Below are 13656 nucleotides of genomic sequence, written 5' to 3'. Positions count from 1 at the left end.
GGCTTAACTTGCAGACTTAATGCTTATAACTCATCAATTTATCCTGCTGTATGCCATCCCGCTCGTCTGACGGATTCAGGTCGCACGCTTTCGGCAACGATGTCGTCAGAATCCCGGCAACAATCAGCGAACCAGCCAGACAGCACACCGCCACATTCTGTCCATACAGCATGGTCATGATGCCAACCAGGTAGGGTCCACAGAATCCGCCAAGGTTCCCCAGGCCATTAATCACGCCGCGAGCGCTACCGGCCACTTCCGGGGAAGCGATACGACCCGGAATCGACCAGAACGGGCTGGTGGCCGCTTTGAGGAAGAACCCGCACACCACCAGCGCGATATAGGCTGCGGTTATGTTGTTGTGCAGCACCACCGACGCCAGCAGCGCAGCGGCAAAGCAGAACAGCGACACCATCACCCACACGCGGCGCTTGCCGGTTCGGTCGCTTAACCAGGAAATGGCGTAGATACCCAGAATGGTGGCAACAAACGGAATCGCCGCCAGCAGACCGATGCCGGTCATATTGGAGCCGGTAAGATTCTTCAGAATACTCGGCAGCCATAAGGTGTAGCCGTAATCCCCGGTCTGATAGAAGAAATTCAGCGCCACCAGCTTCATCAGTCCGCTATTACTAAACACCGCCTTCAATGGCGCCTTGTTGATGGGTTTGGCCGCCTGCACCGCCGCGCGTTCGCGTCCCAGTTCACTCAGCAGCCAGGCTTTTTCCCGCGCGGGCAACCAGCGGGCTTCTTCCGGACGATCGCTGACGACTAACCACCACACCAGCAGGATCACCGCCGATAACAACCCTTCGATAATAAACAGCCAGCGCCAGTCGAGAACGTTGATGATGTAGCCGGAAATCGGCGCGGTGAACATGCCCCCCAGCGGCGCGAACATCATGACAAAGGCGTTGGCGCGGCCCAGTTCTTTTTCCGGGAACCAGTTGCTCACCATGGTTAACACCACCGGCAACATCCCCCCTTCAGAGACGCCCAACACAAAACGTAACGCCAGCAGCTGGTAGTGATTGGTGACGAATCCGGTGGCGACCGACACCACCATCCACGCCGCCAGCGACCAGGCGATAAAACGCTTACCGCTGCCATTCACCGCAATGCGGCCGCCCGGCACCTGAAGAAACAGATAACCGATAAAGAAAATCCCGCTGACGATACCCGCCATCTGGCTGGTGATCGCCAGGTCCTGCTCCATACCGCCCGGCAGTGCGAAGCTGATATTGACGCGGTCCATAAAGGAGACGATGCAAACAATTAAAATCGGCGCAATAACGCGGTACCAACGTGTTCCGGGAATAGTGTCCTGCATAATGCCCCCTCCGTGTAGGTTCATTTCACTGCCTACTATTAAAGAGAGTCTGGAAACTATTATTGCGATCTGAATCACTGCAATTCGTGTTAACAAAACCTGTTACGCGCAGCGTGATCTTCCGGGCAAATCGGTCAGGTAATGCGCATATCGATCAGAGGGTTATCAGCAGCCACGCGGGCAAGATGCCAGCGCCGAAGAATCGTTATTAATTTATGCGGTATCAGCGCACGGCAACCCGATAGTTAGGGATAAATCACAATGGTGGTAACACGGGCCTGTAACAGCGTTCAGGGTGATCTTCTTCACAGTTTTTCGCGCGATTAACCCGTGAGATAGGGAATAAATCAGCAGCGAAATGGCAAGGGAGAGAATATTGCGATGACAGGCGAATGCATCATTGTGATGGGCGTTTCGGGCACCGGGAAAAGCTCGGTGGGGACAGCACTGGCACAGGCCATTGGCGCAAAGTTTATCGACGGCGACGATCTGCATCCGCGCGCCAATATCCTCAAAATGGCCTCCGGACAGGCGTTGAATGATGATGACCGCAGCGAGTGGCTGGCGCGCTTATCCGATGTGATTTTTAGTCTTGGGCAGAAAAGCGAACGTGGCGTGCTGGTGTGTTCAGCGCTGAAAAAACACTATCGCGACCGCCTGCGCGCGGGCAATCCGCACCTGCGTTTTCTGTGGCTGAACGGCGACTTTGGCTGCGTGCTGGCACGTATGCAGCAGCGCAAAGGCCATTTTATGCCGGAAGCGTTGTTAAAAAGTCAGTTCAACACCCTCGAAATTCCCGGCGCTGACGAACAGGATGTGATTGAAGTGGATATCGCTCCCGCGCTGCCGCATATCGTGACGCAATGTGTCGGGCTGCTGAGTCAGCGATCTGTCGGCGTAGAGGCCTGATAAAAAAAACGCCTGATACCCACTATCAGGCGTCTTCCCGCATACTAACCCGCTTTACCCTTACGACGCAGCACCACGCTGAGCGCGATCCCCGCCAGCACCAGGATAATCACGCCAATCATGCCCGGCAACACCAGCGGTTGCAGACGCGCCAGCATCGGCGGATGGCCACCCTGACGTACCCAGGCAACATCCCCTGCGGTGACGCTCACCGTCGGATTGCCGTAGTGGTTCAGCACAAAGTTGCTGATATCCGCCACCTGCTGATCGCTCAGTTTGTCCACGTATGATGGCGAGCTAAAACCCGGCATCAGTACCTGATGGTCTGTCGTATTACGCTGGACGCCAAACAAAATGGCGGCAATCAGGTTTTCAGGATTGCGCATCCCGGTGGCGGTGTTGTGGAACAGCGACGGATAAGCCTGGTTAGCGCTTCCGGCGCCGTCTGGCTGGTGACAGCTGGCGCAGTTGCCGCTGAACAGCACTGCGCCGTTGGTCAGTGAGTGATTGGCATTGTTGGCATTGCGGCCACGAATGCTGTTCTCCACATCCATCGGAGCGCCATAGGTGAATGCCGGTTGGGTCTCGCCCTCATCACGGATGGGCGCGCTGCCTTTCAGATACACCGCTATCGCGTGCAAATCGCTATCCGGCAGATATTGCAGGCTGTGCTCCACCGCTTCGGCCATGCCGCCCGCAGCCTGGTTCTTGCCAACCGCCCGCCCGGTTTTCAGGTACTGCACCAGTTCGTCATCGCCCCAGCCGCCAATGCCGCTTACCGGATCAGAGGTGATATTCGGCGCATACCAGCTGCCCAGCGGCCCGCCTGCCAGCGGACGATCCTGCTGCTCCTGCATCAGAAAGCCGCGCGGCGTGTGGCAGGTGTTGCAGTGCGCCAGCCCGTTGACCAGATAGTTACCCCGGTTCCACTCCGCGCTTTTGCTGCCATCGTTTTGCCAGCTTTTGTCATTGGCGAACATCAGGTTCCAGAATTTCATACTGAAACGGATGCTGAACGGGAATGGCAGGCTGGTTTGCGGATTAGCTTGCTCAACCGCCTGCACGCCATGCATCAGGTAGTAATAGAGCGCGTGTACGTCGGCATCGGTCATCATGCTGTAGGAGGTGTAAGGCATCGCCGGGTAGAGCTGCGCGCCATCGGCGCGTATGCCGTGCCGCACCGCCGCCGAGAACTGCGCTTCGCTGTATTCCCCGATGCCGCTTTTGGCCGGGGTGATATTGGTGGCATAAATTACCCCCATCGGCGAGGCGATGCCGTAACCGCCGCTGAAGGCGGTTTTACTGCCCGGCGCGGTATGGCAGGCCTGACAATCCGCAGCAATGGCGACCTGCTCGCCCTGCTTCAGCAGGCTGGCATCAACGGCTGCCGCGTGGGCGCTAACGCTAAGCAATGCGGCCAGGCTGGTTGCAATCAGGGTTTTCATGCGAACCCCCTCATACGCAGCGCGATATCCTGCGCCGCTTTCAGGCCCAGCGCCGCCATGGTCAGGGTGCTGTTGACGACGCTCGCGGACGGGATCGCCCCGCCGCCCGGTAACCACAGGTTTTCGTGGTCAAAGGCGCGGCAGTTGCCATCCACCACCGCATCTTTGCCGCTTTTGCCCATAATCACGCCGCCCATAATATGGTTGTTGGCGTTCAGCCCCTTGCTGATGGTGAACTCTTTACCGTTAAACAGCTGGCCGATATGTTCCAGCTGGGCGTGGGAGACTTCCGCCCCTTTACGTACGTAGTCGCCAACGTCGTAATAGATATCCGGGCAGGGCAAACCGTGCGGATCATTCCGCGTTTTGCTTAAGGTCAGACGGTTTTCCGGATCCGGCAGCGGTTCGAGGCTGATGGAGATATCCACGCTGTGAATCGATCGATAGCGAATCTCCTCATCCAGCGCTTTACCCACCAGTCCTTTTTTCAGCGCCTGCTGGGTCGCGGCCACGACGCGCGAGATGTTATTGAGGATCATTTTGTTGGCTGAGTAATCACGGCGGAAATCGCCGTCGCGATAGCCCACCATGCAGCTGCTTTGCGCCGGTCCGCGCCCCAGCCACACCGGTTCTTCGGTCAGGAAGGAACAGTGGAAGCCGGAGTGGTCCATCATGTTACGTCCCACCATATCGGAACCGTTGGCAATGCCGTTCGGGTTGCCGCCGTTGGCCGCCATCAGCAGCAGACGCGGGGTTTCAATGCCGTTGCAGGCCAGGGCAAAAGCCTTCGCCGTGACTTTGTGCGATGCGCCAGCGCTGTCTTTCCAGTGCACCGCCGTCACACGGTTGTTACCGTCGGTGTCGATTTTGTAAACCACCGCTTCGGCCAGCACCACCGCGCCGTTACGCTCCGCGCGCTCAATATGGTGGATGCCGTTATACATCGCGCCAATCGGGCAGATCGGCTGGCAGTTGTTGTTGCCGCAGCAGGTAGGACGCCCCTGCCATGGCCGGGTGCTGCGACCCTGTGGAATCGGCACCAGGTTGTAACCATGTGGGTTTACCACGCTGGCAAAGTAATTATCCCCGTGGGCGAACGGCACCATATCCATCGGGTAAGGCTGACTGCGCTCGGCGGGCGACTGCATCGCCGCATCATTCGGCCCTGCCACGCCAATTTCGTTTTCCGCCTTGCAGTACCAGGGTTCCAGTTCGTCATAGGCGATCGGCCAGTCGCGACCGACCCCGTATTTCGACTGCATAACAAAATCGCTGGGATGATGACGCCAGCACGACGCCGCCCAGTGCCAGGTGGTGCCGCCCACCGTACGCAGATAGCCCTGCTGGAAGCTGGCGGCGTTGGGACCGGTGACGTTGACATAGTTATTCGGCGGGAAGTACAGCGGTGCCGGGGCGAATTTTGACTGCGGATATAACCCCTGGAAATCCGAACCGGCGCGATTGGCAAACGGCATGTTGCGCCAGTTTTCCACCGCCTGAGCGCGTTCAATGCGCAAACCTGCTTCCAGTACCAGTACGGAGTAGCCCTGACTGACCAGTTCATTAGCCATCAGGCCACCCACAACACCGGAGCCTACAATAACAATGTCTGCGGAGGCATCGCCCTGCGCAGAAAAAATAGGTTTTTTCATGATTTATCGTCGTTTTTTATTGGAAGGATGCGTTACAGCGTGTCAATCAGGCCGCTGTTTTCATCGGGAACCGGGGCGGTCCACCAGATTGGGCCATTGCCGCAGTAAGTCGGGACCACCAGGCCATCGCGCACTGTCTGGTACATCAGCGCTTGTTTGTAGGCCACCAGCGTGCCGTGATAGTCATCGCCCACCGTGCCGGTGTACCAGGCAGTGACGATTTGATAGAGGAAATCGTGCAGTCCGGCGCTATCCGCTTTGGCCAGCAGCTGCTGCGCGCTGAGGCCAGGTTGCAACAACATCGCCAGCTGGGCCAGACGGGGGGCAAACTGCGCGTCACGCTGGCTGAAAGCCTCAAGAAATCGCGCCGCCAGCGCGGCATCGAGTTGCTTATGTTCGGTGATGGCCTGAGAAATCCTGATGAACTGCTGAACCGCATCGCTGGCACTGATCACGCTGGCGGCAAAAGCCCTGCCCGGCAGAGCGGCAAGCGCGCCGGTTAAGGTCAAACCCAGCGAGGCAAAGAGAAATTCCCTGCGGGTGGAACCGGTTCCATTTTTGATTACAGAAACGGTTTCGGGTGGAAAAGGTCGTTTCATGGGTTACCTGATGTTGATACGAAGTGGAAACAAAAGTTACGGGTAACATCCTACCGATTTTGTTTTATAACTGTTATCAACTTTTTATCAAAAACCGTAGCGACATCATGGAAATAGCATCAAATGATAAAGAAATGTGAATTCGATTAAATTGCCAGCAACATTCTGGTTACCATCTGCCAACCTCGATGTTGCTGGCCGTTGTGATAGCGGGAGAGAGAGGAGACACCCTGCAACGTTATGCGATGTCGTATTGGGTTTTGCGGTGTCCCGGCCTGTTATGCCAGGCCGGGAGCCAATGAGCCGTGGCTCAGCGTTCTTCGTTAATGATGCAACATCTCGTCAACAACATCGGCGGTCTGCATCTGCCAGGGATAGTAAGTCGGCCAGTTATCCATCTCCTGCAACAACGCCTGCTGGGAGGTGTTGCCCATAAAAATGTGGAAGTGTGACGACTTACGCGGGCCAATGATGTGGTCGCTGAACTGGACATATTTCGGCGCCTGGCTGGCGCTATCCTGACACTCAAACAGGTAACGCACCCCTTTTCTGCCTGAGGCGTAGGTGAGGATTTTGTGGCCTGCGTAACGATAATGGCAGGCAGTGGTTTGATTGCCGCGATGAAACTCCATCACGCCATTTTCGATACCAATGGTCTCAATATCGGTGGCGTAGCCTTTGAGGTAATAGGCTTTGAACTCTGCGAAGGTTTTGCTGCTGTCCTTTTGCGCTTTTTTACGCAGCACAGGATCGAGATCGCCCTTCACCAGCAATGGATATACCGACTGCCATACCCCATCCCAGTCGGAGAGTTGTCTCTCCTTTACATCCTGATTAGCAAAAATCCCTTCCGCAGCCTGCTGCTCTTTCGCCGTCAGCGGCGTACCGTGGTCATGATGCCCGTGGGCCTGGCCCTGAGCGCTTACAAACATCAACCCCAAAGCTAATGCTAATTTCCCAGATTTACCGATCACAACTGAACTCTCCCTTGAGTAAAAATGATATGTTATATCATAACATTTTGTAACGCAAAATTTCCCGGCAACGGGCAAAAAAAAGCCCAAACTCATTTTGGGCTAATCGGACGTGAAGAAGTTTAATTATGTTAGTGGCATGGAGAAGCATTGGCACACTTCTCGTCAGGCCATGACAGGATAATGCAAACGTCTCCGCCGGATTTATAATCGGGTGCGAATGATCATGCTGTCTTGCTACCGCCCTCGTACGGCGTGCAGACCAGCCGGGCAGAAACGGGGAAACATCCCACGCACTTCTTTCCACCTCACTGACCATTTTGCTATTTTTCTTAGCCCGTCACCTCACGACGAACGGTCAATTCTTCACCAGCAACTGATGCGAATTAATACCTTTACATATTTAGGCGGAGAAAAAATAAACTTATCCTTAATTTCTTCTTTATTCCTTAACCTTGTTAACGTTCTGTTTTATCATTATGGGGCAAATCGCTTTAATTCTTCCTCAGAACCTCACTTTATGGTTTCAAAGCCATTTAAATTGTAATCAAGTGAAAAAAACAGCCCTTAATGTAATTTAGTTGTGGCAGAAATTTACCCACTTGTTAATTAGCAGTTAAAGCTAAAATTCACTTTGCGAAAAGGTATTTATTATTCCTACCGGTGGTGATTACCTGCCGTGCGCAACCGTCGATAATTATCTTCGAGACGACAACCGACTATCAAAAATCGCCATACCTGGTACTGGCTTAACGGCATTTTTCTGAGGAGTCAGACAATGAAAGAATTAGTGAACGATATTATCTCCATATTTACGGAGAAAACGATTAACCCGGTGCTGATCCGTTCAGGATTATCTTATCGCGAAAGAGCGTCTATTCAGCCGGTCGGCGTGACAACCGTCAGTTGGGTTACATCCATGGAAGAACTCAACGACGCCTTTGTGCAGAAGACGCTGGAAGCGGGCGCAGTGGGTTATCACATCACCAACGTGGAATCCCACGAGCCGGGCAATGACGGGCAGTACGTGCTGGCCGCCACAGCGACCCTGTATAACATCAATGCCAAAGCGGCTTATGGCTGAGTTGTGATGGTTATTGCGGAAAGCGCATCGCCAGACGGCAAACATGCTGGCGATGCGCTGTTGTGACCACTGAATTAACTAAATAACTCAGCGCCGATATAGGACCCTTCGGCAGGTGCAGGCGGAATAAAGAAGATGCCGGAGCCAATATGAGAAATATATTCATTCAGCGCATCCGCCGAGCCAAGTTTGGCCTGTAGCGTTTCAAAATGCGCCGGGTCGTTCTGATAACTGATAAACAACAGACCCGCATCCAGCAAGCCCAGGTTATTCAGCCCATCGGTATAATTGTAGGAACGTCGCAGTATGCGAATGCCCTGATTTTGTTCATGCGATGCCAGGCTGATGTGCGAAGTGGCCGGAATCACCAGCGCCCCGCTTTGGTCTTTAACGTCAAAATCAGGCTGGTCAAACTCTTTGCTGCCACTCAGGGGCGCGCCGGAAAGCTTATGGCGACCAAAAATATTATTTTGATCGCTGACGCGGTCGGTATCCCAGTTTTCGATATGCATACGGATCTTGCGTACCACCTGGTAGCTGCCCTGCTGCTGCCATGCCGGGCCACCATCGCTGATCCACACATGACGTTTGAAATCCGCTTTCTCGGTGATATTGCGCGTGCCGTCTTTAAAACCAAACAGGTTGCGCGGCGTTGACTGTCCTTTGCCCGCCGAGGCCCGACCAAATCCCAGCACCGACCAGCGCGTGGCGGCCGTACCCACTGATTTGGCGATACGCGCCAGGTTGCGCACCGCATGGTAAGCCACCTGCGGATCATCAGCACAGGCCTGGATCGAGAGATCGCCGCCGGTAAGTTCCGGGTTGAAGTTATCACTCGGCAGCTGCACCAGCTCACGCATCAGCGCCGGTTTTTTATCCGCTAAACCCAGCGCTTCGCTGAAAATACGCGGCCCCAGGCCAACGGTGACCGTCAACGACGCCGGTCCCAGATCCATCGCTTCACCGGTGTCGCTGCCGACGCCGCTGGTGCGGGTTGGTTCGACCTGGCCGATGGTTTCGCCACGCATCATCTGCGCAATCGCCGATGACCAGCGCGCCAGCAAGACCTGCAAATCACGCGGATTGTTCGAGGTTAAGTCGAAGGTCATAAACATGATATGACGCTGCGGCGGCGTTTCGATGCCCGCCTGACCGCCGGTGCCATAAAACGGATGCTCCAGCGAGAGATCGACGCGATCCTCTGGATTGTGCACCGCCTCATCGTGTCCGTGCGCCGACCCGATCGCCGGAATGGCGAGCGCGCTCGCAACGGCCCCTTTGAGCAAATCCCGCCGTGAAAAAATACCGGCCTCCCTGGCCGGTTTTGTCTTATCGCTCATCGCTCTTATTTCCCGCTGGTAGCTACTTTTTCAGCGATTTTTGACAGTGGCTCCTGCAATGCCTGCACGCTACGGCTCAGTTTCGCCGCGTCCGAGGCTTTCAGTTCTGCAGTGTAATATTTAAAGCCACCCGGAATCGCTGGGTCACGGTACGTTTCCAGTAACGCGTGTACCGCGGCAAACTGCTCGCTTACGCGTTTGGTCAGGTCCGGATCGATTTTTTCCAGGCCCGGTTTCAGGAAGGCAAACGCCTGCTCTGCACCTTCGACATCGCCCGCGAAATCGATCAGGTCAAGATGGCTGAAGGCCTCTTCTTCACCGCTGATTTTGGTGCTCTGGACTTCTTCCAGCAGATCCGCCGCGCCGTTCGCCAGGTCTTCCGGTTTGAAGTTCAGCCCTTTAACCAGTTTGTCCAGCTTGCCTACGTTCACCTGCAACTCAGCCATCAGCTGTTTAGTTTCCGGGGTGATCGCCCCTTTCTGGAACAGGTCGCGCTCAATGGCGTGGAAACCATGCCAGCCCACTTTCGGGTCGAGGTTGGAAGCACGCATGTCGATCAGGTAATCCAGGTTACCGGCGTTATCGGTGGCTTTGAAGCCCGGCAGGACGAAACCGCTCACGTCAGATTCGATACGCTCGTAGAACGGACGCGCTTTGGCGTAATCGGCTTTGGCTTTCTCCAGATCGCCCGCATCGATATCCGCTTTCAGACGGTCAACCGCCACCACCATAGCGTCCACAACGCCGCCGACATAACCGGCATAGCCTTTGGTACCGTCATTCAGCAGCGTCGCCGTGCTGCCAACTGGCGCGGCTGCGCTCTTACCGGTGACGGTAAAGTTGGTCATTTCCTGTTTAGCGCCGGGGCAGTAAATCTGATAGGTGCCGCCATCCAGCGTGACGGTGAATTTCACCGCAGGCAGGCCCGGCGCCAGGTTCTCTTTCTCACCCAGAATACGGTTGTCGCTCAGCAGCTCCAGCTCGGTCAGCGAGGTGGCGGTTTTGTTCACCACGTTGAAGGTCACCGGGCCAGCTTTCGCAGCGGTATGATCGATATGGCAGGTGCCATCGTTATCGCTGGTCATGGTGATATTGACCTGTGAAACCCCGTTTTTCACCGGTGCCTGAGTGGCAGCCTGCGCATCAACCGAAAGCATCAGGGCTGCGGAAATCGCAGCAGAAATGATGGCGTATTTTGTAGAGAACGGTTTTGTCTTCATCGAGCCTTCCTGTTTATTTTTTCAGGCAATGTCATTGGTGAGTTGAACTGTCCAGCAGTCCCTGTTTGCTGCGTCCTCGGGCACCATCACCTTTTAACCGCCGGAATTGTCGGCTGGCTGAGAAGAAGCAGGTGAAGGCCAGAATGGCAAAAAGCGAAGGTAAGATAACGGTCCAGAACTGATAGCTATCCTGGGCGGCAGCGGCATCGCGCAGGCGCTGCTCAATATCCTGGGACCAGGCCGGGCTAATCTGCCAGTCACATCCGGCTTCGGTGGTGCGGGCACGCGCATTGATGGTACGCGGCGATTGCAGGCCACTGCCCGACAACGTAATAAAGGTGGCGGAGCTGGATTCAGCGCTGACCAGCACCCCATGCGTCATCGAGGCATCCACGGCGCAGTTCACCGTCCATTTTGCCTGATAGGGACCGGGGTGTTGCGACGGGCTGAGGCCCACCGGGATGCGGTTGCCATAGGCCTGCATCACCTGATCGAGCGTCAGCGGCGAGCTGGCGTCAGAGGGCTGATAAGTAAAATTTGCCTGCCAGTGCTGGCGGCCGGATGATGACGCCGCGGCGTTTAGCTGAGCCTCTGGCACCGCCAGCATCTGTGCGGGTTGGTCATTGAGCGTCAGGGTAAACTGCGGCTTACCGCTGGTTGGCTGACTGGTGATATGCCCTACCTGCTGCTGCGACGTGCTGCTGACCAGCGGGATCTCATCGGGGATATCGGCGTTCGGTGCCGGATAGACGAGGAACAGCAGCATGGCGGTCAGCGCCAGTCCCACACCGGTGACGGTGGTGAACTGCGCTGCGCGTTTTGGCGTCGGTCGCAGATGGGCGGGCCAGTAGATCAGCGCCGCCACTAATACGATATAGATCAGCCAGCCCGCGAACTCCACCAGACGCGGATCGGCAGGGATACCCAGCACGCCGGTAATCAGCGCCGACTGCACGGTGCCCGGCGTGACCAGCCAGGTCAGATCGGCAATGCGCTGCTGACCGGCATTCAGCCAGCCTGCTTCATGCGCGCTGCGCAGGGCAGAAATGATCAGGCCCGCCGCCACCAGAATCAGGAACAGGCCGGTGGCGCGGAAGAAACGAGACAGATTGATGCGGATACCGCCCGCATAGATACCCCAGCCCACCAGCGTGGCGGTGATCAGACCCAGTACCGCCCCCACCGCCGCCCACAGCGTTGACTGCGCAGCTGAGAAGGTCGCCAGCAGGAATACGCTGGTCTCAAAGCCCTCTTTCAGCACCGACAAAAAGGCCATACTGGCCAGCGCCAGCGCGCTGGAACGGGTAATCGCGGCGGCCGCTTCGCTTTCCAGCTGACGCTTCAGGTTGTGGGCATGGCTGTTCATCCACATCACCATGCCGGTGACAAAAAACACCGCCACCAGCCCGATAACAGATTCCATCAACTCCTGGCGCGCCTGCGGTAAAGCGTGCTCAGTCAGGTTCAGCACAAAACCCACGATCAGGGAGAGAATGACAGCAGTTATCACTCCCAACCACATGGACGTGAGTGATCTGCCATTTTTGCGTAAGAAAGCGGCGATAATGCCTACGATTAATGCGGCTTCAAGGCCTTCGCGCAATGCGATAATGAACGTCGCCAGCAAGTCCAGTGCTCCCGGGCAGTAGCTAAAAGCTGAATGATAATAATTATTAGTATCACTCCCCGTGAGAATAATAAACATTCCCGCTTATCGGCAGAGAAAAAAAAGGAAATCCACTATTTGCCACTGACAACGCCAGATATTATCTGGTGTTGTCAGCTAATGAACATCCCAACATTAAGTTAACCTTAAGAAATCCTTTTCTTTATCAGGGGTTATTCTCAGCAGGAAATAGCGATTAAAAAGATCCAGATGTGACGCGGCTCAAACTTAACCGTGGGAGGGGAGAACTCCCCGCCCACGGGTTAATTTATCGATTGTAGAGAAATGTAAAGGGAACAGCTTGATAAAGCTTGTTATTTTATTTTGTCGCGGAATTGTTGGTCCAGTAAGTGCCGGTCTCTTTCACGCTTAAAAATTGCTGGTTCATTTCCTGTAGCGTTTTATCCGGGTCGACATCGCTGAACAGCGCCGGGTGAAACGTTTTGGCGAAATATTCAACTGCCAGCAGGTGCCACGGGCTCATGTAAAAATTTTGCCAGAAAGCGTAGGCGTGCTGCTCACGCACCGCGCGTAATGACGACACCGTGCTGTCGCTGCCCAACGCCGTCAGGAAAGTGCGCTTTGCCGACGCCGCATTGACCGACGGCCCCAGTTGCAGAAAGCGCGGTTCATCCGGTCCCGCCATGCCGGTGGCGAGAAAAATATCAGGATCGGCGGCGATCACCGCTTCCGGGTTCATCTGCCCAAATACGCTGGGAAACTTCTCCGCCGCGATATTATCACCGCCTGCATAGGCGATCAGGTCCGCGAGATTGCCGTGCGCCACGGTAGTACAGCATTCGGCTTTCCTGCCGAGATGCAACTGCAACATCACGCGCGGCTGGTGAGGCCTGGCGGTCAGCAGGCGCTGTTTGATCAGATCCATATGCTGCTGATAAAACGCGATAAATTTCTCCGCTTTGGGCTGATCGTTCAGCGCCGTCCCCAGCGTACGTAAACTGGTGACGGTATTTTTCAGTTGTTCAACGCGAAAATCGAGAAACAGCACCGGGATACCGGTGGCGGTCAGTTGCTGGAGCAATAGCTCACTGTTGGGGGGCTTTTTGGCGTAGACCGGCAGGATCACCAGATCGGGTCGCAGCGCGATAATCTTTTCGGCGTTGAGTTGCGAGTAATTGGATTGGCCAATTATTGGAATGTTTTTGATCTGCGGGTAGGCGGCGATATAGCGCTGCCAGGTCTGGCTATCGAGTTGTTGCAGATCGGCAGGCCAGCCCACGACGCGTTTGGTCGGATTGCCCTCTTCCACCAGCGCCAGCGTGTAGATCATGCGGCTTTCACCAATCACGATGCGCTGCGGATTATCTGGCACCGTAACCTGACGTTGCAGGCTGTCGGTCAACGTCCGCGCCTGAAGGCCAAATGCCAGCGTCAGCAAACTCATCAGAATGACGATTTTTCTCATGATAAGTCCCT

11 protein-coding genes are annotated in these 13656 nt (G+C 55.5%); 2 read left to right on the top strand and 9 right to left on the bottom strand.

All coding sequences use genetic code 11. The annotated features are described in order from the left end of the window. Positions 1-16 precede the first annotated feature (16 nt). Entirely contained in the window at positions 17-1330 is a 1314-nt protein-coding gene (locus tag AC6I8V_RS21185) for an MFS transporter (RefSeq protein ID WP_497846446.1), read from the bottom strand. A 381-nt stretch (positions 1331-1711) separates the two neighbouring features. Here AC6I8V_RS21185 and AC6I8V_RS21180 point away from each other — a divergent pair, with 381 nt between their 5' ends. Further along, the gene (locus tag AC6I8V_RS21180) at positions 1712-2239 is read left to right on the top strand and encodes a gluconokinase (RefSeq protein WP_497846445.1); all 528 of its coding nucleotides are present in this window, start codon (positions 1712-1714) and stop codon (positions 2237-2239) included. A 44-nt stretch (positions 2240-2283) separates the two neighbouring features. Here the strand turns inward: AC6I8V_RS21180 and AC6I8V_RS21175 are convergent, their stop codons facing one another. The 4 genes from AC6I8V_RS21175 to zinT form a co-directional block, all read right to left on the bottom strand. Then, positions 2284-3684, bottom strand: coding sequence for a c-type cytochrome (locus AC6I8V_RS21175; protein WP_497846444.1), 1401 nt, complete (start codon positions 3682-3684; stop codon positions 2284-2286). Next, the gene (locus AC6I8V_RS21170; protein WP_497846443.1) at positions 3681-5336 is read right to left on the bottom strand and encodes a GMC family oxidoreductase; all 1656 of its coding nucleotides are present in this window, start codon (positions 5334-5336) and stop codon (positions 3681-3683) included. The genes AC6I8V_RS21175 and AC6I8V_RS21170 overlap by 4 nt, the downstream gene beginning before the upstream one ends. A 32-nt stretch (positions 5337-5368) precedes the next feature. Further along, a complete protein-coding gene (locus AC6I8V_RS21165) occupies positions 5369-5935 on the bottom strand; it encodes a sugar dehydrogenase complex small subunit (protein WP_497846442.1) in 567 nt (188 codons plus the stop codon). A gap of 323 nt (positions 5936-6258) precedes the next feature. Continuing rightward, positions 6259-6909 (bottom strand): metal-binding protein ZinT, encoded by a 651-nt coding sequence (gene zinT / locus AC6I8V_RS21160; protein ID WP_497846441.1) that lies wholly within the window; start codon positions 6907-6909, stop codon positions 6259-6261. Between the two features lie 778 nt (positions 6910-7687). Between zinT and AC6I8V_RS21155 the strand changes: the two genes are divergently transcribed. Beyond that, the gene (locus AC6I8V_RS21155; protein ID WP_497846440.1) at positions 7688-7993 is read left to right on the top strand and encodes a YdgH/BhsA/McbA family protein; all 306 of its coding nucleotides are present in this window, start codon (positions 7688-7690) and stop codon (positions 7991-7993) included. A 74-nt stretch (positions 7994-8067) separates the two neighbouring features. Here the strand turns inward: AC6I8V_RS21155 and efeB are convergent, their stop codons facing one another. The 4 genes from efeB to AC6I8V_RS21135 all read right to left on the bottom strand — a co-directional run bounded on the left by efeB (position 8068) and on the right by AC6I8V_RS21135 (position 13645). Further along, positions 8068-9333 (bottom strand): iron uptake transporter deferrochelatase/peroxidase subunit, encoded by a 1266-nt coding sequence (gene efeB, locus AC6I8V_RS21150; RefSeq protein WP_497846439.1) that lies wholly within the window; start codon positions 9331-9333, stop codon positions 8068-8070. Between the two features lie 5 nt (positions 9334-9338). Further along, positions 9339-10553, bottom strand: a complete 1215-nt coding sequence (gene efeO / locus AC6I8V_RS21145) for an iron uptake system protein EfeO (protein ID WP_497846438.1) — start codon at positions 10551-10553, stop codon at positions 9339-9341. Between the two features lie 31 nt (positions 10554-10584). Then, positions 10585-12258, bottom strand: a complete 1674-nt coding sequence (gene efeU / locus AC6I8V_RS21140) for an iron uptake transporter permease EfeU (RefSeq protein ID WP_497846437.1) — start codon at positions 12256-12258, stop codon at positions 10585-10587. Positions 12259-12538: 280 nt separating this feature from the next. After that, the gene (locus AC6I8V_RS21135; RefSeq protein WP_497846436.1) at positions 12539-13645 is read right to left on the bottom strand and encodes an ABC transporter substrate-binding protein; all 1107 of its coding nucleotides are present in this window, start codon (positions 13643-13645) and stop codon (positions 12539-12541) included. Between the last annotated feature and the right edge of the window lie 11 nt (positions 13646-13656).

The sequence above is a fragment of the Pantoea sp. X-Soil-TKNS-1207 genome, from assembly GCF_059730485.1.
Note: the sequence above shows the minus strand (reverse complement) of the source record. Positions and strands in the feature narration are given on the sequence as shown.